The sequence below is a fragment of the Paraniabella ginsengisoli genome, from assembly GCF_022513635.1.
In the GTDB taxonomy this organism is placed as follows: Bacteria; Bacteroidota; Bacteroidia; order Chitinophagales; family Chitinophagaceae; genus Niabella; species Niabella ginsengisoli.
This window is the reverse complement of record NZ_JAKWBL010000004.1, coordinates 611,414-633,193: the sequence shown is the minus strand read 5'-3', so window position 1 is coordinate 633,193 and position 21,780 is coordinate 611,414. Positions and strand designations below refer to the sequence as shown.

The 21,780-nt window shown below is 38.5% G+C and carries 19 protein-coding genes; 9 read left to right on the top strand and 10 right to left on the bottom strand.

Features of this window, described 5'->3' with window-relative positions; all coding sequences use genetic code 11:
* The first annotated feature begins 78 nt into the window (after positions 1-78).
* The 4 genes from MKP09_RS27585 (at position 79) to MKP09_RS28410 (ending at position 2,931) form a co-directional block, all read left to right on the top strand.
* Positions 79-309, top strand: coding sequence for a hypothetical protein (locus MKP09_RS27585; RefSeq protein ID WP_317235415.1), 231 nt, complete (start codon positions 79-81; stop codon positions 307-309).
* On the top strand, positions 309-2,357 hold the full coding sequence (gene katG, locus MKP09_RS20560; protein ID WP_317235414.1) for a catalase/peroxidase HPI: 2,049 nt from the start codon (positions 309-311) through the stop codon (positions 2,355-2,357). Before MKP09_RS27585 ends, katG begins: the two co-directional genes overlap by 1 nt.
* A 125-nt stretch (positions 2,358-2,482) precedes the next feature.
* Entirely contained in the window at positions 2,483-2,662 is a 180-nt protein-coding gene (locus MKP09_RS20555) for a hypothetical protein (protein ID WP_240832149.1), read from the top strand.
* The gene (locus MKP09_RS28410; protein WP_394801110.1) at positions 2,635-2,931 is read left to right on the top strand and encodes a type II toxin-antitoxin system RelE/ParE family toxin; all 297 of its coding nucleotides are present in this window, start codon (positions 2,635-2,637) and stop codon (positions 2,929-2,931) included. Before MKP09_RS20555 ends, MKP09_RS28410 begins: the two co-directional genes overlap by 28 nt.
* Here MKP09_RS28410 and MKP09_RS20550 read toward each other — a convergent pair.
* Together MKP09_RS20550 and MKP09_RS20545 are read right to left on the bottom strand one after the other, a co-directional pair.
* The gene (locus tag MKP09_RS20550) at positions 2,877-3,746 is read right to left on the bottom strand and encodes a hypothetical protein (protein WP_240832148.1); all 870 of its coding nucleotides are present in this window, start codon (positions 3,744-3,746) and stop codon (positions 2,877-2,879) included. The genes MKP09_RS28410 and MKP09_RS20550 overlap by 55 nt on opposite strands.
* Positions 3,743-4,522 carry a UDP-2,3-diacylglucosamine diphosphatase gene (locus MKP09_RS20545; RefSeq protein WP_240832147.1) on the bottom strand — a complete coding sequence of 260 codons (780 nt, stop codon included), beginning with the start codon at positions 4,520-4,522 and terminating at the stop codon, positions 3,743-3,745. The genes MKP09_RS20550 and MKP09_RS20545 overlap by 4 nt, the downstream gene beginning before the upstream one ends.
* 637 nt (positions 4,523-5,159) lie before the next feature.
* Here MKP09_RS20545 and MKP09_RS20540 point away from each other — a divergent pair.
* Complete coding sequence (locus tag MKP09_RS20540; RefSeq protein ID WP_240831630.1) at positions 5,160-6,212, top strand: IS110 family RNA-guided transposase; 1,053 nt, start codon at positions 5,160-5,162, stop codon at positions 6,210-6,212.
* 152 nt (positions 6,213-6,364) lie between these two features.
* Here the strand turns inward: MKP09_RS20540 and MKP09_RS20535 are convergent, their stop codons facing one another.
* From MKP09_RS20535 to MKP09_RS20520, 4 genes are all read right to left on the bottom strand, one after another.
* Positions 6,365-7,276: a DMT family transporter gene (locus tag MKP09_RS20535; RefSeq protein WP_240832146.1), complete on the bottom strand. Its 912-nt coding sequence runs from the start codon at positions 7,274-7,276 to the stop codon at positions 6,365-6,367.
* Positions 7,277-7,464: 188 nt separating this feature from the next.
* Complete coding sequence (locus MKP09_RS20530) at positions 7,465-9,489, bottom strand: DUF5689 domain-containing protein (protein ID WP_240832145.1); 2,025 nt, start codon at positions 9,487-9,489, stop codon at positions 7,465-7,467.
* Positions 9,490-9,762: 273 nt separating this feature from the next.
* The gene (locus MKP09_RS20525) at positions 9,763-10,131 is read right to left on the bottom strand and encodes a PX domain-containing protein (RefSeq protein WP_240832144.1); all 369 of its coding nucleotides are present in this window, start codon (positions 10,129-10,131) and stop codon (positions 9,763-9,765) included.
* A 40-nt stretch (positions 10,132-10,171) separates the two neighbouring features.
* A complete protein-coding gene (locus tag MKP09_RS20520; RefSeq protein ID WP_240832143.1) occupies positions 10,172-12,352 on the bottom strand; it encodes a TonB-dependent receptor in 2,181 nt (726 codons plus the stop codon).
* A 97-nt stretch (positions 12,353-12,449) separates the two neighbouring features.
* Here MKP09_RS20520 and MKP09_RS20515 point away from each other — a divergent pair, with 97 nt between their 5' ends.
* From MKP09_RS20515 to MKP09_RS20505, 3 genes are read left to right on the top strand one after another with little or no spacing between them, the layout of a single operon-like run.
* Positions 12,450-13,487: an endonuclease/exonuclease/phosphatase family protein gene (locus tag MKP09_RS20515; RefSeq protein WP_240832142.1), complete on the top strand. Its 1,038-nt coding sequence runs from the start codon at positions 12,450-12,452 to the stop codon at positions 13,485-13,487.
* Positions 13,488-13,547: 60 nt separating this feature from the next.
* On the top strand, positions 13,548-14,216 hold the full coding sequence (locus MKP09_RS20510; protein ID WP_240832141.1) for a hypothetical protein: 669 nt from the start codon (positions 13,548-13,550) through the stop codon (positions 14,214-14,216).
* Complete coding sequence (locus MKP09_RS20505; RefSeq protein WP_240832140.1) at positions 14,174-15,640, top strand: hypothetical protein; 1,467 nt, start codon at positions 14,174-14,176, stop codon at positions 15,638-15,640. The genes MKP09_RS20510 and MKP09_RS20505 overlap by 43 nt, the downstream gene beginning before the upstream one ends.
* A 185-nt stretch (positions 15,641-15,825) precedes the next feature.
* Here the strand turns inward: MKP09_RS20505 and MKP09_RS20500 are convergent, their stop codons facing one another.
* Positions 15,826-17,049, bottom strand: coding sequence for a carboxypeptidase-like regulatory domain-containing protein (locus MKP09_RS20500; RefSeq protein ID WP_240832139.1), 1,224 nt, complete (start codon positions 17,047-17,049; stop codon positions 15,826-15,828).
* Between the two features lie 172 nt (positions 17,050-17,221).
* Here MKP09_RS20500 and gnd point away from each other — a divergent pair, with 172 nt between their 5' ends.
* Entirely contained in the window at positions 17,222-18,676 is a 1,455-nt protein-coding gene (gene gnd, locus MKP09_RS20495; protein ID WP_240832138.1) for a decarboxylating NADP(+)-dependent phosphogluconate dehydrogenase, read from the top strand.
* Positions 18,677-18,856: 180 nt separating this feature from the next.
* On the opposite strand, the gene MKP09_RS20490 is transcribed toward gnd, so the two are convergent.
* The 3 genes from MKP09_RS20490 to radA form a co-directional block, all read right to left on the bottom strand.
* Positions 18,857-19,378 (bottom strand): glutathione peroxidase, encoded by a 522-nt coding sequence (locus MKP09_RS20490; RefSeq protein WP_240832137.1) that lies wholly within the window; start codon positions 19,376-19,378, stop codon positions 18,857-18,859.
* A 167-nt stretch (positions 19,379-19,545) separates the two neighbouring features.
* Positions 19,546-20,199, bottom strand: a complete 654-nt coding sequence (locus tag MKP09_RS20485) for a ComF family protein (protein ID WP_240832136.1) — start codon at positions 20,197-20,199, stop codon at positions 19,546-19,548.
* Between the two features lie 145 nt (positions 20,200-20,344).
* Entirely contained in the window at positions 20,345-21,670 is a 1,326-nt protein-coding gene (gene radA / locus MKP09_RS20480) for a DNA repair protein RadA (protein ID WP_240832135.1), read from the bottom strand.
* Positions 21,671-21,780: the final 110 nt, after the last annotated feature.

The window sequence follows — 21,780 nt, the reverse complement described above, 5'->3', positions numbered from 1 at the left end:
TTGAAGAAATCATAAGTTTGTCAAAGCGGTTCAACTAATCGCATGTTAAGCATTCATATCATCTCAAAAACTATAAAAATGGAAAAAGATTCTAACGACATTAGTAAATGCCCTTTTCATAACGGAAGCCTGAAACAAAATACAGGTGGCGGCGGCACTAAAAACCGCGACTGGTGGCCTAATCAGCTTAAAGTAAATGTGCTTCGCCAACATTCATCTTTATCCGATCCGATGGATAAAGGTTTTAATTATGCAGAAGCATTCAATAGCCTGGACCTTGAAGCAGTAAAAAAGATCTTCATGCTTTGATGACAGATTCTCAAGATTGGTGGCCGGCAGACTTTGGTCATTACGGTGGTTTATTTATACGCATGGCATGGCATAGCGCAGGAACCTACCGTGTACATGATGGCCGCGGTGGCGCCGGACAAGGACAGCAACGATTTGCACCGCTCAATAGCTGGCCCGACAATGTAAGTCTTGATAAAGCACGCAGATTATTGTGGCCCATTAAACAGAAATATGGTAACAAAATTTCATGGGCAGATCTTCTGATTCTTACCGGCAATGTCGCGTTGGAGTCAATGGGTTTTAAAACATTTGGTTTTGCTGGTGGGCGCGAAGATGTTTGGGAACCAAGTGAAGATGTATATTGGGGTGCTGAAAAAACATGGCTGGGTAATGAAGATCGATATGCCAATGGTGTGAAAGGTACCGAAAAAGATCACGGTGTTGTTTCTTCAGATGAAGATGCACGCGGTAAAACTCATTCCCGTCATTTGGAAGAGCCGCTTGCTGCTGCACACATGGGTTTGATATATGTGAACCCTGAGGGGCCGGATGGCAATCCTGATCCTATTGCAGCTGCAAAAGATATTCGCGAAACATTTAGCCGCATGGCAATGGACGATGAAGAAACTGTGGCATTGATTGCAGGAGGCCATACGTTTGGCAAAACACATGGCGCTGCGCCAGCAGATGTGCATGTTGGCAAAGAACCCGAAGCAGCTGGAATTGAGCAACAAGGCTTTGGCTGGAGCAATAGTTTTGGCCAGGGTAGCGGTGCTGATACAATTACCAGCGGACTTGAAGTAACCTGGACAACAACACCTACGCAGTGGAGCAATAACTTTTTTGAAAATCTTTTCGCTTTCGAATGGGAATTAACTAAAAGCCCGGCGGGCGCTCATCAATGGGTAGCAAAAAATGCAGAACCGATTATTCCTGATGCTTATGACGCTTCTAAAAAGCATTTGCCAACTATGTTGACGACCGATCTTTCTTTAAGATTTGATCCGGCGTATGAAAAAATATCAAGAAAGTTTTTAGAAAATCCTGATGCATTCGCTGACGCATTTTCACGAGCCTGGTTCAAATTAACACATCGTGATATGGGACCGCGTGCGCGTTATCTGGGCCCGGATGTTCCTGAAGAAATATTAATATGGCAGGATCCTATCCCCGAGGTAAATCATGAATTGATTAACGATAGCGATGTAGCAGCTTTAAAAGAAAAAGTTTTAGCATCTGGGTTAACTACTGCACAATTAGTTACTACTGCATGGGCTTCTGCATCAACTTTTAGAGGTGGTGATAAGCGCGGCGGCGCTAATGGCGCACGTATTCGCCTGGCGCCTCAAAAAGACTGGGAAGTAAATAACCCTGCGGCTTTACAGAAAGTATTGAGTGTATTAGAAAGCATACAAAAGAACTTTAACGATGCGCAGGCAAACGGTAAAAAAGTTTCGCTGGCAGATCTGATTGTACTTGCAGGCTGTGTGGCTGTAGAAAAAGCTGCCAAGGATGCGGAGCATAACATTAATGTTCCTTTTACAGCCGGCAGAACTGACGCATCACAGGAACAGACCGATGTGGAATCATTCAGTTATATGGAGCCGCTTGCAGACGGTTTTCGTAATTACCGTAAAGTCACATTTAACGCTTTAACTGAAGCATTATTAATTGACAAGGCACAATTGCTAACGCTTACCGCTCCCGAACTAACGGTTCTTGTAGGCGGCATGCGTGTATTAGGCGCCAATTTCGACGGATCGGCACACGGTGTATTTACGCAGCAACCCGGAAAACTTACGAATGACTTTTTTGTAAATCTGCTGGATATGAATACTGCCTGGAAGGCAATGGGCGAAGACAGAGAAATCTATTTGGGCAACGACCGCTCTACCGGTCAACCTAAATGGACTGCGACTCGCGCTGATTTAGTATTCGGTTCTAATGCTGAATTAAGAGCCATTGCTGAAGTATATGCCAGTGCAGATGCAAAAGAAAAATTTGTAAAAGATTTTGTAGCAGCCTGGAATAAAGTGATGAATTTAGACAGGTTTGATTTGAAATAGAGTTTATAAGTTACAAAGAGGCAGTTCAAAGTCGTTACTTTTGGGCTGTCTCTTTATTATGTAACCGTTTGATAAATAATCGAGGATTTTACTTTTGGCCTATAAAGCGTAACTTTATGAAAAAAATGGAGACAATAGTTTTAGATAAAAAGACCTTTGTTGTGATTGAAAAGGAAGCGTATGAAAAGATTGAATTGATTGCTGCACAAAAAGTTCCGAAGTCAAAAAAGCTATCGTTAGCAGAGGGAAAGAAAAGAGCGCACAAACTTATTGACAAATGGGCAAAAGAAAAGTCTCAATATTAGATGCAGCGGTAGACACGATAGCGGAAATTGCGTTATTTATCGAATCTGAAGGAATGCCTGCAACTGCAAAAAAATTTGTTGACGAAGTGTTCTCTTTCTTTAAAACCCTGTCCGACGATCGTATTCTTTACAAACCTTGTAGATTTAAAAAATGGCAACACCTGAATTATAGATGTGTAACATACAAAAGAAAGTATATTATCGCCTATTTAAGTCACAAAAATGAAATCGTAATTTGCGATTTTGTTTCTTCCAAATTATTAAAATAGTTGCTTGCTAAGCACCTCATATATCTCCAACCCTCATCCCCCAACGCATACAACTTATTATTTTTAAAAAATAATTGCCTGTAACTTTTAAACTGAGCAGGAACTGGCCACATATCGTATTTGAAGGAAGCCGTATTGTACTGATATAATTTATCATTAGCTGCGCCAGAAACATATTTATCGGCAATGCGCAAATGATTCCAGCGGGTAATGTCTATTTTATTTTTATAGGTTCCATAATAATCAAAAACAAAAATGCCTTGTAAACTATCGTAAAGATAAACGTATTGGTTTTGGTCAAAAATCTTCGATGGTGCTAAAGCCTTATCAAACAACTGACGAAAATCAGCAGTTTTAAAAATCACATTTCCTTCATCATCCAGCTTTTTCAATACATTATCCATGTCATCATACATCCAGATTTTTCCATCGTATGACAAACCTACGGCGGTAACATTGAACATGCCCTTTCTTCGCAAGTCAATGGTGTTTTTAAGGTTCAGCAAGCCATCCAACACTGCAATTGTAGAAAATCCTTTATAGTATAATAAAATCTTAACAGGGTTAGAAACGTCTACCAGTGTGGCTTCTCCATATTTTTTAATATCATTAAACACCGAAATCGAATCGCCGTTGCCGTTTAATTTTTTAAGCTGATTGGTTGCGCTTAATAAATAAATATTATCCAGGTTGTCAACCGAAAAAGAAACATATTTACCCGGTACTGTTCTAAGTTTTTGGTTTAATATTAACTCTTGTGCGTCAAGTAAACTGCCACAAAAAAGAAAAAAGAATATGCTAAGTAAAGTTTTCAATAGTTGCGAATAATTTTATGTTCATTATTGTTGTAAGATAACAATTGTATATCGTTGCCGTCAAAAACGGCATAAGTATAAAAACTGATCCAGTCTCCCAGGTTAATATACCGGCTGTTTGTTGTTAGACGAAAATCAATAGGTAAATGTCTATGCCCAAACACAAAAAAATCAAAATTCTTTTCCTGAAGTTTTTGTTTGCAATATTGTATCAGCCACTCTTTGTCTGCTCCCAAAAAAACCTCTTCCGTGTTGCCTGTTTTCGCTCGGCTTCTGCGACTCATGTAATTGGCAACACCCACACCAATTTGCGGAGGTAAAATACCAAATGCCCATTGACACACCGGATTTCTAAATATCTTTTTTAATCGTTTGTAACCTTTGTCTCCTGGTCCAAGCCCATCACCATGTCCGATTAAAAATTTTTTACCGTTCCACTCAAACTCCTGCGGTTCAAAATAAACTTTCATATTCAGCTCTTGCTGCATGTAATCATTCATCCACATATCATGATTGCCAACAAAAAAATGCAGTTGAATGCCTTTGTCTGAAAGCTCTGCCAGTTTACCTAACAATCGTACATAACCTTTTGGAACTACATATTTGTATTCGTACCAAAAATCAAACATATCGCCAACGATAAAAATTTCGCTGGCTGTTGGTTCAATTTCATTTAAAAACCGAATGATCAATTTTTCCCTGACAAGGCTCTCTTCATGAGAAGGAACACCCAAGTGAAAGTCTGATAAAAAATATATGCTTTTCCCGTTTTCCAAATAATAGAATTGTAAACCGTAAAATTAAGGCTCTTCCACAAAACGGTGATTTCAAATTTTATTAAACAGGCAATAAATAGATGGCATCGATCTTGCCACGCTCGTTTTAAATGTATAACATGTGGCATCCTGCATAAACGACAATAATGTCTGAACCTTGATTTTTAGGATTATTTGGATTAACAGGAATGTTATTCTACTTTTTACTACTGAACTTGTTTAGACTTTTTATAAAACACATAGAAACATAGCGCTTTCTTCATTTGAGGATATAGAGTATCCGCCGTAGGCGGAATATAGCCTCTGGAAAATGAACGATTATGTTGTATTTATGTTTCCTGCTTATCATAAAAACCTATGTTTCTCCTATGTTTGTTTTTATAAAAATAGTTCTTTGAGATTTTGATTAAAGATACCAATAGATTTGAGTTTATAAAGTGAAAAAGGATGAGAGCGAATATGTACCTAAGCAACGTTAAGTATGCTCTCACATAGATATAGCCTCATCCTTTTTTATCTCTTCGAGTTTGAACAGAATGTAAGGAACAGGGCAAAGCTTTGTATCCAGAATATCCAAGCAGGAGACAAAACGAAGGGGGATTTTTCACTTTACTTTTTTATTTTCAAAAGTATTGGTATGAAACAAATTGTAAAACAGGTTTGCGGTATTGATGTAGCGCAGAAAGAATTGGTAGTGGCATTTGGCCGTATGTACGATGATTTTAGCTCGCAAGTGTATGCCCACAAAACATTTGTGAACAATGTAAAAGGATTCGATTCTTTATTAAGCTGGGTAAAAAAGTTGTCAGAGGAAGTTATTGAAGTTCTATTTTTTATGGAAGCAACGGGTGTTTATCATGAAAAGCTTGCGTATCATCTTTATCTGAATAATCAGCAAGTGAACATTGTGTTACCCAATAAAATCAGCAACTATGCCCGCTCATTAGAAGTCAAAACGGTTACGGACAAAACAGCCAGCGAAGCTATTACACAGTTCGGATTAGAGCGAAAATCAGAGCCCTGGAGTCCTCCCGATCCTGTATTTAAGCAAATGCGGCAGTTGGTAAGGGAACGAGATCAGATAGTGCAGGCACGCACTGTAGCCAAGAATCAGCTTCATGCAGAACAGGCAGAAGCGATACCACTTAAAAATACCGTAAGCAGGCTAAAAAAGCAGATCACGTTTTTCGATAAACAAATAACAGAAGTGGTTCAAGAGATCAATGTATTGATAAAGTCAAATGAAAAAATAAAAGTTGCGGTTGATTTATTATGTTCCATTCCCGGAGTGGGGTTATTAACCGCTTCAACTGTGCTGGCAGAAACGAATGGTTTTGATTTGATAAAGAATAAAAAACAACTGACTAGTTATGCGGGCTTAGATGTAAAGGAAAAGCAATCGGGTACTTCGGTAAAAGGAAAACCCAAAATATCAAAAAGAGGCAACAAGTATTTGCGAAAATCTTTGCACATGCCGGCGTTGGGCGCAATAAGCCATGATGAAAGATTTAAAGCCATATTTGCAAGATTAGTAGCCAGGCACGGCATTAAAATGAAAGCTGTAGTAGCTATACAAAGAAAGCTGCTAGAACTAATGTACACGCTCTATAAAAAGCAAGAAAAATATGATAAAAACTATTTTAACAACAATACTGGAGAACATGATACAGAAGATGGAAAAAAGGAGTAGGAAGCAAATAAATATTGCTCCCTACACAGGCTGGCGCATAGCCGCCTAAAATTCGAAATTAATTAAAAAATCTTTGGTTTTTAACACAGAATCTATGTGGTAAAAAAATAAGTTTAAACAACTCCACTATCTACTACCATCTACCATCTTTACTAATCACGAAAAATATAACGGCTAAAAGGCATCCTGAATTTCCTTTTACCATAATGGCTTATGCCCAAGCCTGTCAAAACCAGCGTCACGCCTACAACTGTGTAGGCGCTTACCTTATCTTTCAGAAGTATTGCAGCGATAAGGATTCCGAATATGGGACACAGAAATAGCCAAAGGCCAGCTTTTACGGCATCCTGTTTAATAAGTTTTAACCAAAGCAAAACGGCAACGATCGAAACAGGTATGGCAAGCCAGGTGGTACCAATCCAAAAATCATGATCAAAATGATTTGCCTCTTTTTTGTACGTAATAAACATAAAAGGAAGCAGGAACAAGCCGCCTAACAATGTTTGCCAGCCATTAATGGTAAGAAGATGTAAACCTTCCCATTTTTTTGACGAAAAATAAATGGTGCCAACCGAATAGGAAAACATACTTAAAATTAGTAAGGTAAGCCCCCTTACGGTTACAGCCGCTTCGCCAATCAATGGCCAGGCTACAACAACAAACCCGGAAATACAAACAAGCAGCGCCAGTAATATGGGAAAGCTGATCGGTTTCTTTAACAGGAAAAATGATAAAAAGCTAATAAAAACAGGACTTGCAGCCACCGTTAGCGCGCCGACGCTGGCGGTTACTTCTTTCATGGCGATGACATACATGCCTAAATAAACACTAATATTTAGCAACCCGTAAATCGCTAATTGTTTCCACTCGCTACGTTGAGGCAACCTTTTCCTTAATATAACATGTGAAATAAAAAGCATAATTGCCGCTGCTATACCAAACCTGCAAACCGCAACAACTAAAGGTTGCGCTTCGGTTAACGCCAGTTTAGTTGCTGTAGATGCCGAAGGCCAGAGGATGGCAAATATAAGGCCGGTGATAAGCCAGGATTGTTTACTGTTCATTTCTAAAAAGGCTACGAATGTACATTTTTAGAATGAATTCAATATAGATGACGGATGTTAGTGGACGGATGACAGACTTATGAGACGAGGACATAGTCTGGATGATAAAAGTGCTTAGAATCATTTAAACCTGTCAATGTATTTTAGACACGCTGTCAACTGTCATCTGTGAACTGCCAACCTTCTCCCTATTTTACCACGCCTTCAAACTTTACATTATCAATACTAAATGAACCGCCGGTGCTTTCGGCATTAAAGCCATAAAATCTAAAAGTAACCGAGCCGCTAATATTTACATAAGCCGCTCCTAACATAATGGCACAGCCGTTTTGCGCGTTGGTAACCTCATCCGTAACCTGAAAAATATTAGCATTAACTACAGACAGGTTTTCATTTTCTGGATCAATAGATGCAGGAAGGTTGGACGAATAAGCGTCAATGCTTGAACGCAAGCTGGCCTGTCTTACTCCTGTACTTGAACGCTGAAGCGTGAATGTTATTTTTGTTAAATCCATCTGCTTTCCTGATGCGGGCGTAATCGTTACTTCATAATATTTGGAAAGATTGATTGCGCCAGTAAAATCATTGCTACTGTTTTCAGCTCCGGTTGGCCACGAACTAAACGAAAATCTGGCAGATGCTGATGAGTTGGCACTTACGCCCACTGCTGTAAAATTGCTAAAAGTCAAACCTTCTGTTGTTGGAGGCGCAGTAGGGTCGGTAGTTCCGGTTGAATTCTTTACATCAGCAAAGTCGTAAGTTGCAGAAAAAGCACCTCCTGAACCGCCAATAATATCATCCTGGCTTCTCAATGTTATTTGTGTTTCAAGTTGAGATCCGGAGTTGGAAGATTGATATAATGATACATAACCCGCAATGCTTGTAGCGTTGGTCGGCATTGTAATGCCTGAAGTATTTCTTATAAAACTGCTAAGTTGTCCCGTCGCATCTCTAATAATATAACTAGCGCCACTATTTGTTTCATATTCTTTGGTAATTGTAACATTATTAATCATCACAACTGTCGATTCCCATGTGCGGTTATTTTCAATGATCGCAGCAACTGTTGCTGTGCGCGGCGTAATAACTCCTGTACCTGACTTTGTAACCGTTTCAACATTGTTTATCTGCAACCCACCGTTAAACTGGCTCAGACTTAATCCGCCCACAGTAACCGTTAATGAATCGCCAACAACTGCATCCGGATTGGAGGCTGTTTTAAATCTTAACTGAATACCCGCTGTTGCATCTTGCAAGCGATAATTTCCTGTCGATTCATTTTTAACATCGCTAACTACAACACCTTTAATAAATACGCCTGCCGGAATGGATGAATCGCCGGTGGCGTAGATTTTTAATTCAGCAATAGTTTTTAAAGTTGGTATTGGAACTTGTCCGCTGCAACGAGTATTATTAAACTGCACGTCTGCTGTATCGCGGATAAAAAGCTGCATCGTCTCATTAAAAATACTTGGAATGGCCGTCAATACTCCATTTCCGTCAGGAACATTTAACGCAGCAAACTTTGCGTAACTGCTATTTCGCAATACAACACTTTCTTTATTGCAGGTTTTAATAGTGAGATTTACAGCGCTTACATTTTTAGATGCATCAGCATAGGTTTTGTCAATGTCTGCATCTCTAAATTCCGCATTATTTATTTGTACCAAAGTGCTTAATAGCGGGTCTTTCATGTTGTTGATAAAATCATCGGGCGATATCAATTTAGGCGTAACCGTATTATTAAAAGAACCTTTTATAATATACTCGTCAAACATTACCTGCGGAATACCATCTAAATTTAAAAATCGTCCGTCGCTGGAGCGTGAAGAGTCAAGCCCAACCTGAATCGTTCCACCATAATCGCCGAGCATCATTCCTTTTAGCTTGATAAAAACCCTGCGCCCTACGGGATATTGCGTATAAACATTATTGCCATCCAGCAACACCGGAATACCGCCTGTTTCATCCTGAATAATAATCTGTTTATAAAAATTCCCAGAGCGATCATCAGCAATTACAATACCTGATATGATTTGTTCGTCCTCAATTCTCTTAAAATTGCCAGTGGCCTTATATCGCGCTTTCAAATCCATAATCGACATCGTTACATCAATTTCTGGATCGACATTTTCTGGTGGCGCATCAAACTGCCTGTTGCAAGACGCGGCAATTGCAACCATTGCTATTAAAAAGAAACCAAAATTTTTCATTAGTATATTTTTATTTAACCACCAGTAAATATGTGGCAGCGGTATTGCCACGCTCGTTTTATCGTCCCGATTATAAATCAACCTACATATTCTTTGCTCCGGAAGCTGCGCATCCGGTTATTGCAATTGAACTTCTTCGGAGTTGTGTCCATTGCTCATTAATATTCAATAATCGATTTTCAATAGCCAACAATCACTGCTCATATTCCGTTAACCCGGAATGCTTAGTCATTTCATTATCACATTATCATATTGGCTAATTGGCTCATTAGCTCAAAACCTCAGCCCAATACTTCCGAAGAAATTCAACCCAAAAGCATAATAATACTTCGGCGGAAACTTGTTTACATTCTTCCCTTCAAAATCAAAACGTAGTTGTTCAAAGCCGCCGGAACGAATATTCGTGCTATTTAAAATATTATTCACACCAAGATTGAATAAGATATAAGTACGTCTGCTATTGATATAATGCTTGCGCGGCAACAGTTTGCTCCAACCGCCAAAAAAATCAAGTGTAAACTGCTCTTTAAACTTTTCTTGTGCAAGAATGGCGCTTTTAATTTCGGCAGAAGACGGATTTTCCGGATCGGCATCTGCAATCGCATCTGCCGTTCTTCTTAACGGATTAGGACTAAGCCACATATTGCTAAAATAATTTCCGGCAAAACTGATGTACCAATATTTAGGTGAACGATAGAACAGGCCTGCGCTGTAAGCATTTTGCGGCGTTGACGGAATGCGATAATTTTTTAAATAAATGGTTTGCCTTGCAAGTCTCTGCGCTATTATCAACCGTAACAATAGCTCGTTGCCTGCTGTCATAATAAAATCGTCCAACGGATGCCGCTCCGTTGAAACTCAATGTAGACGTGAGTTTTACTTCAGTTCCTAATTCTACGCCAAAGAAAACTTTATCAATATCACTCAATGCATAATTCACAAAATTTTGAAATTGGTCATGATAAAAAGTAAGCACATCAACAGCATCTGTTGTTTTGGTGTAATAGCCGGTAATGCTCAGTTTTGCACGCGGCGCAATGAATTTATATCCAGCTTCGCCAGAAATAATAGTTTCGTTTTTTAATCCATCCTGAACCGTGTTGCGCGTGCGTTGCGATATATAAGCATTCTCAAAAAATGGTGGCATAGTGCGATAAGTTCCATTCACAAAAAAATAATTCCGCCCATTCAATTTATACGTAATACCAGTTTTTGCCGAATGGTTATTAAAACTTTGTGTAACAGATTTTCCATAAGCTAAATCTTTAAATAGTCCATTGCGGTTCAACCCTGTTCTGAAAAAACTCGTGTTAGACATTTCGCCCGCAACAAATAAATCAAACCGTTTTAAATTAAACAAAAGCTGTGCCCATGCTGCAACCTGGCTGGTAGTTATTTTATAATTATAACCATATTGTTCACCTTTTGTAATAATGCGATTAGGTTGGTTTAAATCGTGTTGAACAGCGTCAATATCATTCGGGAAATCACGCTCTGCAAACTGATTAATATTTACCCAAAAATCACCGCCCAGCAAATCTTTTACTTCCTGATAATAATGATTGATTTGTTGCTGATAATTGGCGCCAATGGTTAGTGTAATGGCTTTATTTAGTTTAGCATTATAAACGGAGTTTGCTAAAAATCTTTTTGTGTCATTAACACGGTTCGATAAAATGTACACCGAGCGTTTGCCCGAAACATCATTATTCATTATGTCATCCGCATTGTTAATAGTTTGCATATTGCCGATGTTGGCCCCATACAGTTTATCCCATTGCACTTGTAATGCATTAGGATTCGATTGATAAAAATTTTGAAGAGATTGATAAATTTCAGGATTATCATTAGCATAATAACTTGGCAGATAACGGTAATAATCCGGTCTTGGGTCAGGTGCATTATACCAATCAAGTGTTGACGTTTTTCTTTTACCAAATACATAAGCGACTGTTGTTACAAGGCTGGTTTTATCATTTGGCTTATAATCATAAGCCGCCATAAATACGGGCTGGAAGGTTTGCAATACATTGGCATTTCTCTTTTTCCCATTTTGATAACCCCACGATGAATTGTAATAATTATTGCCAACAATATCTCTCGTTTCCTGCACGGAAGCGCCTTGCCTGCCCGTTTCTGTTGGCGCGCCAAAAGTGATGAACGATAAAATATTTTTGTCTTTTATTTTTTTATCAACCGCTGCATAATAACTTGCTCCTTCATAATAAGTACCTGGTACAAAACCTTCCTTAGCATATCGTCCGGTAAGCGCAAAGCTATATGCCCATCCTTTTTTATTAAATCCTGATCCATGGTTTAATGTAATGCGATGTCGATAATTTCTATTAGAAAGAGCATAGCTGAATTGAGTTTGCGCACGTTGTGCTCCGGCGCGTATATCTACATTTGTGTTTAACGCAATGGTTCCAAAGCTAAAGTCGTTGGCTTGTAAACCGTAGCTATTTTGTTGCGAGCGCATGGAGTTGTTCAACCCACCCCAAAGACCAAAAGGTGTAAAACCATTGTCTAATCCGTTAAAATCAATACCATTTATATAAACGGCATTGCCTCCTGTTTCGTAGCCTCTAAGCCTGAAGCGAAGCGCACTGAAACTGAATGCAGCAGCGGAAAGAAAAGGATCGCGGCTGGCAGTCAAAATAGAAGATACTATGTTAGAGCCACCGTCTTCAAGCTCATCGTCGTTTATCACAATAGTTGGTAGATTGCTTCTTACTTCAGTCCTTATTTTTTCAACAATAGTGTCCCGTTCAGGAATGGTGTCTGGCATTGGCGTTAGCTTCTGTGCATTGGCATACGCATAAAATCCCAGTAAAAGGGACAATAGGTTAGCTGTCTTTCTCATACAACAGGTTAGTGATATAAATATAAAAAAATTATCAATCGAAAACAAATTTTTGATACCAGCTAATAATTTACTTTTACTATCATAACCTATGCACATGAAAACACTAATGGCGATGTTGCTGCTGTTTTGTATTGCCGTATTTGCCAAAGCTCAAACATTTTATAAAAGCGCAGTAATAGGATTTTATAATCTGGAAAATTTATACGACACCATTTTTCATGGAAGTAACGATGATGTAAACTTTACACCGAGTGGGTCAAAAGCGTATACCAGTGCAGTTTTTAACGACAAGCTGGCTAAGCTTGCAAAAGTAATATCTGAAATAGGAATCAACGTAAGCCCCGACGGACCTGCGATGTTGGGGATTGCCGAAATAGAAAACAGGTATGTGCTGGATACTTTGTTACGACATCCTTTAATTGCTGATCGTAATTATAAATACGTGCATTATAATTCAAAAGATTTTAGAGGCGTGGATGTGGCGCTTGTTTATAATCCTAAATATTTTAAGGTAGAGAGAAGCAGACCGATTTTTGTAAGGATCCCGGCAGGTGCAAAAGAAACTGTTTATACGCGAGACATATTATGGGTAAAAGGATTGCTCGATGGAGAAAGAATAAATGTATTTGTAAACCACTGGCCCAGCCGTGCCGGAGGCGAAAAACGTTCAGAGCCTGCGCGTATAGCGGCTGCTACAACGATAAGAACATTTATGGATTCATTATTAATAATCGATCCGTCTGCAAAGATGATTGTAATGGGTGACTTGAACGATGACCCTATAAATAATAGTATTACAAAAGGGTTGAAAGCAACTGGAAATAGCAGATCAATAAGTCCTGATGACTTGTACAACCCCTGGTTTGAAATGTATAAAAACGGGTTTGGAACACTGGCATACCAAGATGCGTGGAGCTTGTTTGATCAAATCATTATTTCATCTTCTTTTTTAGATAAAAAACAAACTGGTTTTTTCTATTATCGCCATCATATTTTTAAAGCCGATTACATGATAGAAAATAACGGAAGATATAAAGGTTATCCAATGCGCTCTTACAATGGCGATGTGTATCGTGGCGGTTACAGCGACCACTTTCCGACGTATGTTGTGTTGTTGAAGAAGGTGGAATGAATAAAGTTTATTATCTTTTGTGGTTAAAGATTAGAGATGGGCACATCGTTTTTAAATAAAGTGATGCAAGTTTCAATTGTATTCAGTTTTTTGTTGACGGCTCACTTATTATCTGCTCAGATTAATAATAAAACAAACGGTTACCTGCTTACAGACAGGGAATCTTACCTTTCGGGCGACACTGTTTGGGCAAAAGTATTCTTCGTAGATAAAAATGAACCAGTAGCTATAGCCGCCTATCTCACAGATTGTGCATCTAATTTAATTGCCGGGCCATATTACTTTAAAGTGGCCAATAATAGTTCGGTAATAATGCTTCCCCTGCCCCAACTTCAGGCAAAGGGCCTATACAATTTACTTATCAGCTCATCTGGTGTAATTAATAGTCCTAACATCGCGAAGCAAATAAAAATATATGGAACAGGTGAAGTTCCTTTAGATTGTAAAGATCCCGATAGGATAGGGTTTTTTCCGGAGGGAAGCCATTTGATTGCAGGAAAGGTTAATAGAGTTGTGATTAAAATGGAGGATGATTTTTCGGACACGAATAATTATTCGGGACAGATATTTGATAAAGCCGGTAAAACTGTTTGCAGCTTTTCCTTGGGTTATAATGGAATAGGGGAGGTTTCTATAACTCCTGAAGATGACAATGGTTATTACGCCATGATCAACGGTAAAAACACTTGCTTCCTGCTGCAAAAACTGACGAGGTATTACTTAAGGTGAACAAGGATATTGATTTCGTAAAATATGACATTTCATGGTCTGAAAATATAAAAAACACTCCTTCATTTTTGGTTGCCCATCAGGGCAATAACGATCCTGGTGATATTCGATCAATACCAAAAGGAAGTTTGCAGATAGCAGGAGAAATATCTGTTGATAGTTTTTGTTCCGGCGTGTTGAGGTTAGCTTTATTTGACAAGGACACCCAATTGGTGGCAGAAAGACTTTGTTTTATAGACAAGCAGGATTATCTGGTAAAAACTAGCTTTGCCACGTCTATCGTTAATACAAATAGTTATGCTGAAAACCTGTTTGCCTTAAATTTTGAAGAGGCATTTAAGGGATCGTATGCAGTTTCCGTTACAGATGCCGGTTTTGAAAATGAAACTCCGTTTAATCAAAACATTTATTCGGATATGCTAATAAACTCGTATCTGAATAGAAAATTGAATTTTCCACCTTCGTTTTTTGAAAACCCCACGGATTCAACAGATAAAATAATAGATCAGGAAATAATCGCTGCCAAATGGGTTGCTAAAAAATGGGAGGACAAAATTTTCTACTTCTCAGCAGATCTGAATGGGATGAATATTGGAAATATTGAAGGCCAGATATTTCATAAAGGAAAGCGAAATAAGGCACTCATAAATGAAGGAGTGCAATTAGTTACACTATCCGAAGATTCAACCTCGCAGATATATAGCTTTAAAACTGATAGCATTGGTCGGTTCAAAATTGAAAATCCTAATTTGTACGGACGCAATAAACTTATATTTAGCCCGGTCAACAAGTCTTATTCTATCAACGTAATTCTTGATGTGGCTAAACAACCAGTTGAGTCCATTAAAACAAACGAAGTTAAAAGATCTTTGAAGGGCGAGGTGAGCGGATTGACAAATGCCTATGACAGCCTATTGGCTCAAAAGGGATACCTGGAAAACGTTATTGTGCAGACCAGCCTTAGAAACCAAGAGCGTGCGCTCGATGAACGCTATACGATGGGTCAGTTTCGAAGATGGGGTGAAATATATGATGTGAGAGATCAGGTAAATAACACTAAGATTATTGTCGATCATTTATCGCCAAGTTATAGAAACGTCAGAGTGGAATATCTTTCTGATGGTAGTCGTAAAATGCGGGCTCGTAATATTTCAGGAAAATTGATGAACGCTATATTATTTTTGGATGAAGTGCCTACTGATGAATATAAGTTAGATCGCATACAGACAAATGATATTGCAATGGTCAAAATCATACCCGATTATGAAAGGTCGGGTCAAGAGGTAATGCCAGCCGTGTTATTTTATACAAGAAAGGGAGCGGATTATATTGCTTCCGATGCAAATTATGACATTGAATATTTTGACGGATTTAGTGCTGTACAGGCTTTTGATAATCCAAAAAACCTTACGATATTAAGGTAGAAAATTATAGCAGAAGGGTGACTTTGTATTGGAATCCTAAGGCTGCAACTTCTAAACGCGTTCCCATCATTCCTATACATTTTTATAATAATGACCAAACCCGGAAATTTAAAATAATATTTGAAGGAATAACCGACGAAAACAAACTGGTCCATTTTGAAAAAGTAATTGGCCCAGGCCAATAGCTATTCGCCCCTACAGGCGCAAGTAAAATCAAGCGGAAGCATATTAGCAATGGCATTCGAATTGGCCCATGCGCCAGCTATTATAAGCGATTTTGGCGGATCAAAGCGTCCATTTGGATAAAGTAAAACACTATTGTCATCTTTTAATTTCAGCATAGCACTTTGATATTTATTGTCAAAGGCAAGCGAAGCCATGCTATTGTTTATTGATTGCTCATAGTTACCGTGTTTATAGTTCACTAAAAGATAATCTTTAAAATAAAGTTCCTTAAAAATCTCAAGGTCGGTTATAAATAGATTATCTGGCGCAAGTAAAGCATGTTGGGTAACTACCGAATATTTTTTATTCGCAATGTAAACTTTATAATAATATTTTGAGGAATCAAGAGGTGTTCGCTTGTTACCAAGTGTTTCAAAGGTAAAGTTTAGCTGGTAACCGTTTTGTTTTGCTAACGTTCGAACGCGCTCATTTTCGCTATTGATTTCAATAGTTGCTCTTTTTATTTCAAACCCATTCTGAGCGTGGTTATTAACATACAAGGAGCGAAGAAAATGAGAGAGAGACCCACAATATTTATTTTCCCGGCGATGTAGGAATTTTTCATCTCCGTTGCTAATATCCTCAAACTTTGAATAACCGTAATTCACCACAGTATTTTCAGTGAGATTAATTTCAAATTCTATTATTTCATAATAAATTTTGTACCCAAGCCATTTGTTAACAATCAAGATGATCTCATTTGAATGGGCTCTTAACCTATTTTCGTCATCTGAAAGGAAAAAGGAAATCTTATTGAGGTTGGTAATGTCGCAATCTGCGGCTGGCTGATTGTTGCCTAAAAAATAGGTTAAAAATATATTTTGCCACTTTTTTCCCAAAACAGGCTTACTTCTTTTCCCAACAATTGTTACTCCATCAAGTTCTTCAATTATTTTTTCAAGAGGAATAAGCAAAGAAGAGTCTGACTGCGGCATTTCAATTGAGATAGTTTTATATCCTACACATGAAATAACAATTACGGAATTAATATTTTGCGAAACCGGAAGAGAGAATTTTCCGGTACGATTGGTCGTAGTACCTAATTGTGTATTATCTATAAAAACAGTTGCATTTCGTATTCCTTCTTGTGTTTGCTTATCAATTACCTGGCCCTTAATCACTTTTTGTCCAAACGAACAAAAGATATGCAATAACAAAGCGGCGAGTAGAAGCAGTTTTTTCAAATAATACTTTTTAGAGGATACATTTCTATCATTAGCATTCTGATATTTAAAAATACAAAATTGAATCAGAATGAATAATTACCCTCCAGATTTAATTGGTTTTATAGGTTGAGGGGATTAAATTTGGCCTCTTAATTTAAACCGAAAAATTATTCACTTTTAATTTCAAATTATGGCAGCTTTATCAGATATAGGTGTAATCGGACTTGCGGTGATGGGTGAAAACCTTATCCTAAATATGGAAAGCAAAGGCTTTCAGGTAACCGCGTATAACCGTACGGTTGACAAGGTGGACAACTTTGTAAATGGAAGGGCTAAAGGAAAAAATATTACCGGAGCTCATTCCATCGAAGAGTTGATTGGTTCTTTAAAATCGCCGCGCAAGGTAATGTTGATGGTAAAAGCGGGCAAGCCAGTAGATGATTTTATTGAATTATTAATTCCTCATTTAGACAAAGGCGATATTATTATTGATGGGGGTAATTCTCATTTCCCGGATACGGAAAGGCGCGTTAATTATGTTGAAAGCAAAGGCCTGCGTTATATTGGAACCGGAGTTTCGGGCGGCGAAGAAGGTGCTTTGTTAGGACCTTCTATTATGCCTGGTGGTTCAAAAGAAGCTTGGGAAGAAGTGAAACCAATTTTTCAAGGCATTGCCGCGAAAGTGGATGATGGCGCTCCTTGTTGCGATTGGGTGGGCGATGGCGGCGCTGGGCATTTCGTGAAAATGGTGCATAACGGTATTGAGTATGGCGATATGCAATTGATTTGCGAAATATATCAGTTAATGAAAGATGTGCTGGGCATGAACGCCGATGAAATGCATGAAATATTTAAAGAATGGAACGAAGGTGAATTGGATAGTTACCTTATAGAAATTACTCGAGATATTTTAGCGTATAAAGAAGACGGCACTCCAATTATTGATAAAATCTTGGATACTGCCGGACAAAAAGGAACTGGCAAATGGACTGGAACGGTTGCGTTAGAGTTGGGCATTCCGCTTACATTAATTACTGAATCTGTTTTTGCAAGATGTTTATCTGCGTTGAAAGATGAGCGTGTAGCGGCATCTAAAGTGTTGACCGCCGGGCCGAAGCCTTCTTTTGATGGTGATAAAAAACAATTTATTGATCAGCTTCGCGATGCATTGTATGCAGCCAAAGTTATTTCTTATGCGCAGGGTTATCAAATGATGCGGTCTGCTGCTAAAGAATACGGATGGGAATTGAATTATGGAAACATAGCGTTGATGTGGAGAGGCGGTTGTATCATTCGTTCGCGCTTTTTAGGAAATATTAAAGAGGCATTTGATAATAATCCGGATTTGACCAATTTGCTGCTTGATCCCTATTTTGCTGAAAAAATTCAGGCATGCCAGGATGGGCTTAGAAAAGTTACGGCAACTGCTATGTTGAATGGAATTCCGGTTCCTTGCTTGAGCGCTGGGATTAATTATTATGATGGATATCGCACAGAAAGATTACCCGCCAACTTGTTACAAGCACAGCGCGATTATTTTGGTGCACATACTTACGAAAGGCTTGACCAGCCGCGCGGCAAATACTTTCATACCAACTGGACGGGACGTGGTGGGGAAACTTCCTCAACTTCATATGGGGTATAAAGCCTCTCCCCAGCCCTCTCCGGAGGAGAGGGAGCCGCACCTGATTTTTTAGAATTCATTTTTTCTATCTCGATGACAGGTGAAATAAAAAAGAAATGCCGCTCAGTTTCGAATTCAGCGGCATCTTTAGCTTTAGCAAGACCTTCCAGGTTTTTAAAACCTGGAAGGTCTTAATACGAACTAATTCAGATACTTCAATATATCATCACTCATCGGTTTTACTTTTGATGGAAATACAGTAATGAGCTGGCCTTTTTCATCAATCAAAAACTTGGTAAAGTTCCATTTTACCGGGTCTTCAATTCCTTTTTTCTTAGCTTCTGCAACCAGATATTTATAAATGGGAGCAATGTCATCTCCTTTCACCGATATTTTCTTAGACATCGGGAACGTAACGCCATAATTCTTTTTACAAAAAGATGCAATCTCTTCATTAGTACCAGATTCCTGCTCTTTAAAATTATTTGCAGGAAAACCAACCACCACTATTTTGTCGCCATACTTTTTATAAAGCGCTTCCAGTTCTTCATATTGAGGCGTGTAACCGCATTTACTGGCGGTGTTTACAATCAATATTTTCTTTCCTTTAAAATCAGCAAAGTTGATGGTGCCGCCGCTCAATCCATCTGCTTTAAATTTATAAATAGGACTGGCAACAAATAAGGTGGGTGATAATAAAAGTGTAAGTAATAAAGTTTTCATTCGTATATTTTTTAGTTTGCAGCTGCGCTGCGATTTTTTTATGGTCGAATGGAACGCCATATATACATCTCCCCATGGGGGAAAAATTTATCATGGGCGTTTCATCTGTTTATTGTTTTAAATTTTTGATGCATAACAAAGTGTTGCAATATTAACGCCAACACCGTTTATTTCAGATAAAACGACGGCGCATGTTCAAGCGTTGCTCCTGTAGTTATAACATCGTCTACTAAAAGTACCTGTTTATTTTCAATTGACGTTTTATTGCTCATTACAAATTTGCCTTCCATATTTTGCCAGCGTTCTATTCGGGTTTTGTTTGTTTGAGTATCGGTGGCAGTAATTCTTATTACTGCATCTGTAATAACAGGAATTTGTAGTATTTCTGCAATTCCGTTACACAAAATTTCTGCCTGGTTGTAACCACGCTTCCTTTGCTTACTCTCATGTAACGGCAACGGTATTAATGCATCAACGTGATTAAACCTCTTGCTTTCCAAAAACTGATTACCCATTATCAAACCTAATTGATGTCCCACATCTTTATTGCCTTTATATTTAAACTGATGCATGATATGTTGCAGCGAAGATTGTTTGGTAAAATAAAGTTGCGCTGTGGCGCGGTCAAATTTTATCCGCCCTGTTAATAGCTTTTCAATCGGATTATTAGTTTGCTTTTCAAAACCACTAACCGGTAAATCGTAAATACATTGTATGCATAACGAGCTGCTTTTTGAAAGCATATCTGTACCGCACCCAGCGCATATATGCGGATAAAAAAGATGCAACAAAGAATCTTTAATAAGTGTGATGGTGTTCATGATTAACGGTTCATAGTGAATGGTTGATGACAAGGTTCATTTGCCATGAATCAAAATTAAAAATAAGCAACGTAAAGAAATAATCAATGCTCCATGTTCAACAATCAATGTTCAATAGAAAAAACTCCCCTTTAGGGGTTGGGGGCTAAAATAAATGTTGATACACTTCTTCAACCCTTCCCATCGCAACTACTTCAATGCTAAACTTCTGTTGGCTTTGGCGCAACGATTGATTGTATTTAGAAACAAGAATCTTTTCAAATCCTAATTTTTCTGCTTCCGCAATACGTTGATCTATTTTATTTACTGCACGAATTTCTCCGCTCAAACCCACTTCTCCGGCAAAACAAATATTTTGAGGCAGCGGCACATCTTCGTAAGATGATAATAATGCGCAAAGTACGGCCAGGTCGATGGACGGGTCTTCTACCTTAATGCCGCCTGCGATATTTAAGAAAACATCTTTAACACCAAAATGAAAACCACCGCGCTTTTCCAATACGGCCAATAACAATTGCAATCTTCTCAAATCAAAACCGGTAACCGTCCTTTGCGGCGTGCCGTAAACCGATTGGGTTACTAAAGACTGCACCTCAATCAATAACGGCCTTATTCCTTCTAATGTAGCAGCAATTGCAATGCCGCTTAGCTGTTCTTCTTTTTGTGTAATTAAAATTTCGCTGGGATTGGCCACTCCACGCATTCCTTTATCAGTCATTTCGTAAATGCCCAGCTCGCTGGTGCTGCCAAAGCGGTTTTTTAGCGTACGCAAAATGCGATAGGCATAATGCCGGTCGCCTTCAAATTGCAACACCACGTCAACCATGTGTTCCAGAATTTTTGGGCCTGCAATGCCCCCTTCTTTTGTAATATGACCAATCAAAAAGACAGGTGTATTCGTTTCTTTAGCATAACGCTGAAACTCGCCGGCACATTCTTTTATTTGCGATATGCTACCTTGCGATGCATCAATCAAGTTCGATTGTAAGGTTTGTACAGAATCAACAATGACAACATCCGGCTTCAATTTTTTTATCTCCTGAAAAATAGTTTGCGTTGATGTTTCGGTAAGCAGAAAAAAATTATCATTTTGCAACGAACCTTCGCCTTGTAAACGATCAGCGCGCATTTTAATTTGTTGCTCGCTTTCTTCGCCGCTTACATATAACACTTTATGATTGGTAAGTTGTAAACCATCTTGTAAAAACAAAGTACTTTTTCCTATTCCCGGTTCTCCTGCAACCAATATAATGCTGCCCGATACGATTCCGCCGCCTAATACTCGGTTTAGTTCTCCATCCGTTGTAATAATTCTTCTTTCTTCGTTGCTTTTAACCTCCGATAATGTTACTGCTTTCGATGCACGCTTTCCACCTTCCGCATAATCGTTCCAGTTTTGTTTTCCGGTGGGCTTCTCAATCACCTCTTCCACAAAACTATTCCATTGCGCACAAGAAGGACATTGCCCCAACCATTTTACACTTTCATAGCCACAGTTTTGACAGAAAAAGATTTCTTCACTTTACTCATGCCATAAAAATAGTGAATGGAGAATAGTGAGTAACGAATTTTTTTGATACC

What these genes read in the sequence shown, in the direction of transcription:
- MKP09_RS27585 (WP_317235415.1), top strand. Translation starts at nt 79, where the DNA reads ATGGAAAAAGATTCTAACGACATTAGTAAATGCCCTTTTCATAACGGA.
- katG (WP_317235414.1), top strand. Translation starts at nt 309, where the DNA reads ATGACAGATTCTCAAGATTGGTGGCCGGCAGACTTTGGTCATTACGGT.
- MKP09_RS20555 (WP_240832149.1), top strand. Translation starts at nt 2,483, where the DNA reads ATGGAGACAATAGTTTTAGATAAAAAGACCTTTGTTGTGATTGAAAAG.
- MKP09_RS28410 (WP_394801110.1), top strand. Translation starts at nt 2,635, where the DNA reads ATGGGCAAAAGAAAAGTCTCAATATTAGATGCAGCGGTAGACACGATA.
- MKP09_RS20540 (WP_240831630.1), top strand. Translation starts at nt 5,160, where the DNA reads ATGAAACAAATTGTAAAACAGGTTTGCGGTATTGATGTAGCGCAGAAA.
- MKP09_RS20535 (WP_240832146.1), bottom strand. Translation starts at nt 7,276, where the DNA reads ATGAACAGTAAACAATCCTGGCTTATCACCGGCCTTATATTTGCCATC.
- MKP09_RS20530 (WP_240832145.1), bottom strand. Translation starts at nt 9,489, where the DNA reads ATGAAAAATTTTGGTTTCTTTTTAATAGCAATGGTTGCAATTGCCGCG.
- MKP09_RS20525 (WP_240832144.1), bottom strand. Translation starts at nt 10,131, where the DNA reads ATGTGGCTTAGTCCTAATCCGTTAAGAAGAACGGCAGATGCGATTGCA.
- MKP09_RS20520 (WP_240832143.1), bottom strand. Translation starts at nt 12,352, where the DNA reads ATGAGAAAGACAGCTAACCTATTGTCCCTTTTACTGGGATTTTATGCG.
- MKP09_RS20515 (WP_240832142.1), top strand. Translation starts at nt 12,450, where the DNA reads ATGAAAACACTAATGGCGATGTTGCTGCTGTTTTGTATTGCCGTATTT.
- gnd (WP_240832138.1), top strand. Translation starts at nt 17,222, where the DNA reads ATGGCAGCTTTATCAGATATAGGTGTAATCGGACTTGCGGTGATGGGT.
- MKP09_RS20490 (WP_240832137.1), bottom strand. Translation starts at nt 19,378, where the DNA reads ATGAAAACTTTATTACTTACACTTTTATTATCACCCACCTTATTTGTT.
- MKP09_RS20485 (WP_240832136.1), bottom strand. Translation starts at nt 20,199, where the DNA reads ATGAACACCATCACACTTATTAAAGATTCTTTGTTGCATCTTTTTTAT.